Genomic DNA, 6,992 nt, shown 5'->3' with positions numbered 1-6,992 from the left:
CGCCCCCCACCGGAACCACGGCCCCGGTCCCCCGCGGGCGCCCCACCCGCCGGCCGGGTGCCTCCGCCCCCCCGGGCCGGGGGGGGGGGGGGGGGGGGCCCCCCCCCCCCCCCCGGCGACCGGTTGCGCATCCTGCGCCGCACCAAGACCGTCGCGGTCCTGGGGGCGTCGAACAAACCCTCCCGCGCGTCGTACTTCGTCGCGACGTACCTGCTGGCCGACTCCGACTTCGAGCTCTGGTTCGTCAACCCGAACGAGACCGAGGTCCTGGGCCGGCCCAGCTACCCGTCGCTGGCTGCGCTGCCCGGGGTGCCGGACCTGGTCGACGTGTTCCGCCGCCCCAGCGAGCTGGACGCCGTCCTCGACGACGTCATCGCCGTCGGGTCGCCGGTGATGTGGATGCAGCTGGGCCTGGCCGACGAGGCCGTCGCCCGCCGCGGCGCCGAGAACGGCGTCTCGGTCGTCATGAACCGCTGCCTGAAGATCGAGCACGCCCGGTTCCACGGCGGTCTGCACCTGGCCGGTTTCGACACCGGCGTGATCTCGGCCAAGCGCCGCACCCGCTGAGTTCTCCACAGGCGGCTCCGCGCCGGGCCCGCGCACACCGGAACGCATCCAGCGTTCCGGTGTGCCCCGCAGAACCCCCTGGATCCTCGCCGGCGTCGGCCTGACCCTGGCCGTGCAGTTCCTCGGCCTCCTGGGACTGGCCGCCCGCGCCGCGACCCGGCTCGACGACGACGTGACGACGATGACCGCACCGCAGGCCGTCCGCGTCGCTGAGAGCCCACCCTGGCCGGTCGGGACGTGCCTGGCCGGACGGGACGTCGTCCCGTGCGCGGCCGGCCACCAGGCCGAGGTGGTCGCCGTCGTGGACCCGGGCCGCGAGGACGACGAGGAACGTCGCCGGTGGATCGCGAACTCCTCGTGCGCCCGCGAGGTCTCGGCCGTCGTCGCCGACCTGGACGCGGCGCTCGTCACCTACGCCTCGGTCTACCCCGACGACCGCCTGCAGGTCGGGGACTCCCGCGTGCGGTGCCTGCTGGTGGCCGCCTCCGAGGCGTGGATGACGGGCTCGTGGACGGCCGGCGACCTCGACGGCCCGCACCCGCCCGACCCCTTCGAGTGAGTCGCCCACCGGGTGCCGCGTCGACCGACGGTTTCTCGATCGCCGCCCTGGTCACGGGCGTCGTGGGAATCGGACCGGTGGCGTTCGCGCTGGGCGCGGTCGGCCTGCACCGCACGGGATCGCGGCGCACCCCCGGGCGCGGGTTCGCCGTCGCCGGGATGGTGCTGGGCGGGCTGCAGATGCTCGCGGCGTCCGCGGCCGCGGTGCTGCTGGTCGTGGGGGTGGCGAGCGGAACGCTGCCGGCTCTGCGGACGGGCACCGTCGCGATCGACGACCTGGCCAGCGGCGACTGCTTCGACACCGGCGAGGACCAGGGGCTGACCGGGACCGTCCAGCGCACCGCCTGCGCGGACCGCCACGACGGCGAGGTGCTCGAGGTGATCGACCTGGGCGGCGGCGCGTACCCGGGCGAGGACTCCCTCGTCGGCCTGGCCGAGGACCAGTGCGCCGCCGACGCCGGTGACGCGGTCGAGGCCGCCGGTCTGGACCCCGACGACTTCGAGTACGGCTACTTCTACCCGCTCGAGCAGAACTGGGCCGAGGGCAGCCACCTCGTGCAGTGCACGATCCACGGCTGGGGCGGCGAGCTGTCCGGGTCGGTCCTGCAGGGGGACGCCACCGTCGGCCCGTGAGCCCTCAGCCGGTGAGCCTGGCGTGCCAGGCCAGCGCGGAGACGTCGGTGAGGGAGGCCACCTGGTCGACGACCACCCGCAGGCGGGCGGCGTCGTCGACGGCGAGGGCGTGGTCCTCCCGGAACGGCGGTTCCAGCACGTCCGGGCCGCGCTCGACGAGCGCGGCGAGCAGTTCGTGCAGGAGTTCGCGCTGGCGGGCGTAGAACGGCTGGCGTTCCTGCGCGCTCATGACGAACGTCGCCGCGACCCCCTTGAGGACGGCGACCTCCAGCACCGTCTCGCTCGGGACGACGACGTCGGCGGCGTACCGGGTCAGCCGGCCGTCGCCGTACTGCGCCCGCGTCGCGTGCTCGGCGGCGTTCGCGAACCGGCCGATCAGCTGGGACGTCATGTCCTTCAGCGCCGCGAGGTGCCGGCGGCCACCGAACACCTCCCCCGGTTTCTCCTGCGCCCAGAAACCCGACGTCGACAGCCGTCGCAGGGCGGCGTCGACGGCGTCGTCGGTGGCGTCGGCGACGTACCAGTCCCGCACCTGGGCGGCGACGCGGGCGCGGATCTCCGCGCGGGCCAGCCAGTCGAGCCGGACGTGCCCGGCGACGACGGCGTCCTCGACGTCGTGCACCGAGTAGGCCACGTCGTCGGCGAAGTCCATGACCTGCGCCTCCACGCACGGCCGGTTCTCCGGTGCCCCGTCGCGCAACCACGCGAACACCTCGGCGTCGTCGGCGTAGGCGCCGAACTTCGACGTCACGCGGGGCGCCTTGCCGTGCAGCCAGGGGTACTTCGTCGAGGCGTCCAGGCTGGCGCGGGTGAGGTTCAGCCCGACCGGGGAACCGTTCGCCGCGACCGACTTGGGTTCGAGCCGGGTGAGGATCCGCAGGGTCTGGGCGTTGCCCTCGAAACCCCCGGTATCGGCGGCGGCCTCGGCCAGCGCCCGTTCGCCGTTGTGCCCGAACGGCGGGTGCCCCAGGTCGTGCGCCAGGCACGCGGTGTCCACGACGTCGGGATCGCAGCCCAGCGCCGCCCCCAGTTCGCGCCCGACCTGGGCGACCTCGAGGGAGTGGGTCAGCCGGTTGCGGACGAAGTCGTCGGTGCCGGGGCCCACGACCTGCGTCTTGGCGGCCAGCCGCCGCAGCGCCGAGGAGTGCAGGACCCGCGCGCGGTCGCGGGCGAACGCGCTGCGGCCGTGCTTCTTGGGAGGCTCCTGCGCCCAGCGTTCGACGTCGCCGGAGCCGTAACCCGCGCTCATCCGCCGGACACCGACAGTTCGGCCTGCCGGATCATCTCGGCGGCGGCTCCGGTCAGTTCCTGCGACTCCAGCCACCCCTCCGGCAGCGCGACCCGCGCCTGCGGTGACCCGGCCCGGCCGCGCGACCCCTCCGCGGCCTCGCCCGGGTAGGGCTGGTCGAGGTCGAGGCCCGCGATGAGCTCGTCGAGGGCCTCGAGGGTGTCGACCAGGCCCAGCTTCGCGCGCATGTCGCCCCCGACGGCGTACCCCTTGAGGTACCAGGAGATGTGCTTGCGGATGTCGCGGCAGCCGCGCAGTTCGTCGCCGTAGAACTCGACGAGCAGTTCGGCGTGCCGGCGCAGCACGCCCACCACGTGACGCAGCCCCGGTTTCACCCGTTCCTCGCGGCCGGCGAACCCGGCCTCCAGGTCGGCGAACAGCCAGGGCCGGCCCAGGCAGCCGCGTCCGACGACGACCCCGTCGCAGCCGGTGCGCCGCACCATCTCCAGGGCGTCCTCGGCGCTCCAGATGTCGCCGTTGCCCAGGACCGGGATGGAGGTGACGGTCTCCTTCAGGCGTGCGATGGCCTCCCAGTCGGCCTGTCCGGAGTAGTGCTGCGAGGCCGTCCGCCCGTGCAGCGCCACGGCCGAGGCCCCCTCCTGCTCGGCGGCCAGGCCCGCCTGCAGGTAGGTGAGGTGGTCGTCGTCGATGCCCTTGCGCATCTTCACCGTCAGCGGGATGCCGCCCTTGGAGGCCTCGGCGACGGCGCCGCGGACGATCTGGCGGAACAGGTCCGCCTTCCACGGCAGCGCCGACCCACCGCCCTTGCGGGTGACCTTGGGGACGGGGCAGCCGAAGTTGAGGTCGACGTGGTCGGCGAGGTCCTCGGCCACGATCATCTCGACGGCCTTGGCCACCGTGAGCGGGTCCACGCCGTACAGCTGCAGGCTGCGGGGACGCTCGTCGGCGGTGAAGGTGATCAGCCGCATCGTCTCGGGCGTGCGCTCGACCAGTGCGCGCGAGGTGATCATCTCGCTGACGTAGAAGCCCTCCCCGTGCTCGCGGCACAGCTGCCGGTACGCGGAGTTGGTGATGCCCGCCATCGGCGCCAGGACGACCGGCGTGGGCGAGACGTGCGGTCCGATCCGCAGCGGCTCGACGGCGGTCAGGGTGGGTGCACTCACCCCCCCATTGTGACCGCCCGCGCGGGTGCCGCGGCGCGGCTGCCCGGGAACCGGCACGTCGACGGTCCGGGCGCCCGCCCTTCGAACGCGCGCGCCCCTTTCCGGCGCGCGGTGACCTCGCGCCCGATCACCGCGCACGCGGTGACATCGCTTCCATTCCGCGGCCGGCTCGGATCCGGCGCGCGGTGACCTCGCGCGCGATCACCGCGCACGCGGTGACATCGCGCTCGAACCCCTGGCGCTCGCCCCGGACGTCATCGCCTGCTCCACAGGCGCCCCAGCCCCCTCTTCGTCCACAAGTGCAGCCGAGGCCGGCGACAGCGGCCGTGCGGCAGAGCAGGCTGCGCAGGTGCCTCGACCCCGCCGCTTCGACACCGCCTCCGTCGACGCTTTGATGCGACGTCAAGGCGGCGTCGCGACCCACCAGCAGCTCATGGCCCTCGGTGTTCCACGGAGCACCGTCATCCGCTGGGCTCAGTACGGTCCCTGGAGCAGGCTCCTGCCCGCCGTGGTCCTGGCGCACCGCGGCACTCCGGACACGGAGGAACGGCGTCGCGCCGCACTCGCCTTCTGCGGTCCGAACGCAGTGATCTCGGGCACTCATGCGCTCGACCTGCACGGGATCCTCGGACAGCGCATCGACCTCGATCCGGACGTCCTCGTCCTGGTCCCGCACGTCGAACACCGCACGTCGAAGGACTTCGTCGTGGTGGAGCGGACGACGCGGATGCCGAGCCGGCGCCGCCGCGCCGGGCTGGACGTGGCGCCGGTCGCACGGGCCGTGGCCGACGCGGCCCGTCAGGCCGCCGACGACATCGACCGCGTCCGTGAACTCTTCGGTGCTGCTCTGCAACGGGGCCGGTGCACCCTGGTCGAGCTGCGGGAGGAGGTCTACGCCGGCCCACGTCAGCGAACGGCCGTCCCGCGAGCAGTCTTGAAGGAGGCCAGCGTGGGCACGGCAAGCGCGGCGGAGGGGAACGCCCTGCAGATCATCTCCCGCTCCGACCTGCCTCAGCCCTTGTGGAACGAGGACGTGGTGGTGGACGGGAAGTGGGTGGGGCAGGCCGATGCCTACTGGCCGGACCTCGGTGTGGCCCTGGAGATCGACGGCCTGAAGTGGCACTCCACCCTGGCCGACATCCGCCGGACGCAGGAGAAGCAACGACGCTACGCAGCGGCCGGCATCGTGTTGATCACCATCGCGCCGGCCGACCTCCTCGCAGACCCCGACGGCTTCCTCGACGTCGTGCGCCGGACGCTCACACGAGCGGCACGCCGGGCGGCGGGTTGAGCTCGTCTGCCCGGGGTCGGCGTGCCTGTGGCGGGAGGGGCGCGCGGTGACATCGCGCCCGATCACCGCGCACGCGGTGACATCGCGCCCGATCACCGCGCACGCGGTGACATCGCGCCCGAACTCGTGGCCCCCTGCTCAGGAGCTCGTGGCCGGCCGCCGGACCCACCAGAACACCACCAGCCCCACCACCAGACCCCAGAACGCGCTGCCCACCCCGCCGAACGCCACACCCGAGGCGACGACGGCGAACGTCAGGGCCGCGGTCACGCGCTGCGGGGCGTCCGCGAGCGCCGAGACGAGCCCGCCGACGAAGGAGTCCAGCAGCGCCAGCCCGGCGACGGCCTCGACCAGGACGGGGTCGGTGCTGCCGACCAGGCCGGCGATGGGGGCGGCGAGCAGGCCCAGCGCGAGGTAGCCCGCTCCCCCGGCGACGGCGGCGATCCACCGCCGCGAGGGGTCGCGGGAGGCGCCGGGCCCGGCGATGATCCCCGCCGCGAGCGCGGACAGGTTCACCGCGTGCCCGCCGAAGAGCGCCGCGCCCGCGCTGCCGACACCGGCGCCGACGAGCACCCGGCCGGTGGGGACGTCGCGGTAGCCGAGGGTCTCCAGGATCGTGAAGCCCGGGATGTTCTGGCCGGCCATCGTCACGACGTACAACGGCACACCGAGCGAGACGATGACGAACGGGTCCGCCTCGGGCAGCACGGGCACGAGCCGCGGGGCCCAGTCCAGCGCCGGGGTTCCGTCGAGGGAGAGCAGCGTCGCGGCGAGCGCGACGACCATGGCCGCCGGGACGGCCAGCGCCGGCCGCACCCGGCGCAGCACCAGCCAGACTCCGGCGACCGCCACGGCCGCGAGGGGTTGCACCTGCAGCGCGGTCACCGGGGCCAGGCACAACGGGAACAGCACCCCGGCCAGCAACGCCCCGGCCACCGGCGGCGGAACCCTGCGCACCAGCCGGGCCAGCCAGGGCCAGGCCCCGGTGACGACGAACAGCGCGGCGCAGACGAGGAAGGCGCCGACGGCGGCCTCGTAGGAGCCGGTCCTCCCCTGGGCGGCGACGAGCAGCGCCGCACCGGGGGTGGACCACACGAACGACAGGGGCCGGCCGGTGCGCCAGGACAGCAGGCAGGCCAGGGCGCACTGGGCCAGGCACAGCGCGAACAGGCCCGACGCGGCCTGCTCCGGGGAGGCCCCGACGGCGGCGAAACCCGCGAGGACGAGGACGAAGGAGGAGGCGAAACCCGTGAGGGCGGCGACGATCCCGGCGGTGATCGGCTGGGTGAGGTCGCGGGTGGGGGCGGTGGTGCTCACGCCACCTCGCCGGTGCTGGGACGTTCCGCCATGGCGCGCACGCTACTGGAACGGCTCGGGGTGGGTGGGGCGTGTGCGGGGGTGCCGCGGACGCACGGACGGGGGGGGGGGGCGGGGGGGGGGGGGGGGGGGGGGGGGGGGGGGGGGGGGCGGGTGCGGGGGGGGACGCCCACCCGGGGCACCATCACTCCCAACACCAAACACCGCAAAGACA

7 protein-coding genes are annotated in these 6,992 nt (G+C 74.4%); 4 read left to right on the top strand and 3 right to left on the bottom strand.

Annotated features, from left to right (window positions below; genetic code table 11):
* Positions 1–57 precede the first annotated feature (57 nt).
* From ACRYR2_RS24860 to ACRYR2_RS24850, 3 genes are all read left to right on the top strand, one after another.
* Positions 58–567, top strand: a complete 510-nt coding sequence (locus tag ACRYR2_RS24860; RefSeq protein WP_432565683.1) for a CoA-binding protein — start codon at positions 58–60, stop codon at positions 565–567.
* A 61-nt stretch (positions 568–628) separates the two neighbouring features.
* Positions 629–1,126 carry a hypothetical protein gene (locus ACRYR2_RS24855; protein WP_432565682.1) on the top strand — a complete coding sequence of 166 codons (498 nt, stop codon included), beginning with the start codon at positions 629–631 and terminating at the stop codon, positions 1,124–1,126.
* The gene (locus tag ACRYR2_RS24850; protein WP_432565681.1) at positions 1,123–1,758 is read left to right on the top strand and encodes a DUF4190 domain-containing protein; all 636 of its coding nucleotides are present in this window, start codon (positions 1,123–1,125) and stop codon (positions 1,756–1,758) included. Before ACRYR2_RS24855 ends, ACRYR2_RS24850 begins: the two co-directional genes overlap by 4 nt.
* A 4-nt stretch (positions 1,759–1,762) precedes the next feature.
* On the opposite strand, the gene ACRYR2_RS24845 is transcribed toward ACRYR2_RS24850, so the two are convergent.
* Both ACRYR2_RS24845 and dusB read right to left on the bottom strand, forming a co-directional pair.
* Complete coding sequence (locus ACRYR2_RS24845) at positions 1,763–3,007, bottom strand: deoxyguanosinetriphosphate triphosphohydrolase (RefSeq protein ID WP_432565680.1); 1,245 nt, start codon at positions 3,005–3,007, stop codon at positions 1,763–1,765.
* Positions 3,004–4,170 carry a tRNA dihydrouridine synthase DusB gene (dusB, locus tag ACRYR2_RS24840; RefSeq protein ID WP_432565679.1) on the bottom strand — a complete coding sequence of 389 codons (1,167 nt, stop codon included), beginning with the start codon at positions 4,168–4,170 and terminating at the stop codon, positions 3,004–3,006. Before dusB ends, ACRYR2_RS24845 begins: the two co-directional genes overlap by 4 nt.
* Positions 4,171–4,519: 349 nt before the next feature.
* Here dusB and ACRYR2_RS24835 point away from each other — a divergent pair, with 349 nt between their 5' ends.
* Positions 4,520–5,461: a hypothetical protein gene (locus ACRYR2_RS24835; RefSeq protein WP_432565678.1), complete on the top strand. Its 942-nt coding sequence runs from the start codon at positions 4,520–4,522 to the stop codon at positions 5,459–5,461.
* 138 nt (positions 5,462–5,599) lie between these two features.
* Here ACRYR2_RS24835 and ACRYR2_RS24830 read toward each other — a convergent pair whose 3' ends face one another.
* Positions 5,600–6,778 (bottom strand): benzoate/H(+) symporter BenE family transporter, encoded by a 1,179-nt coding sequence (locus ACRYR2_RS24830; RefSeq protein ID WP_432565677.1) that lies wholly within the window; start codon positions 6,776–6,778, stop codon positions 5,600–5,602.
* Positions 6,779–6,992 lie beyond the last annotated feature (214 nt).

Source organism: Kineococcus deserti, from assembly GCF_050871945.1.
In the GTDB taxonomy this organism is placed as follows: Bacteria; Actinomycetota; Actinomycetes; order Actinomycetales; family Kineococcaceae; genus Kineococcus.
Note: the sequence above shows the minus strand (reverse complement) of the source record. Positions and strands in the feature narration are given on the sequence as shown.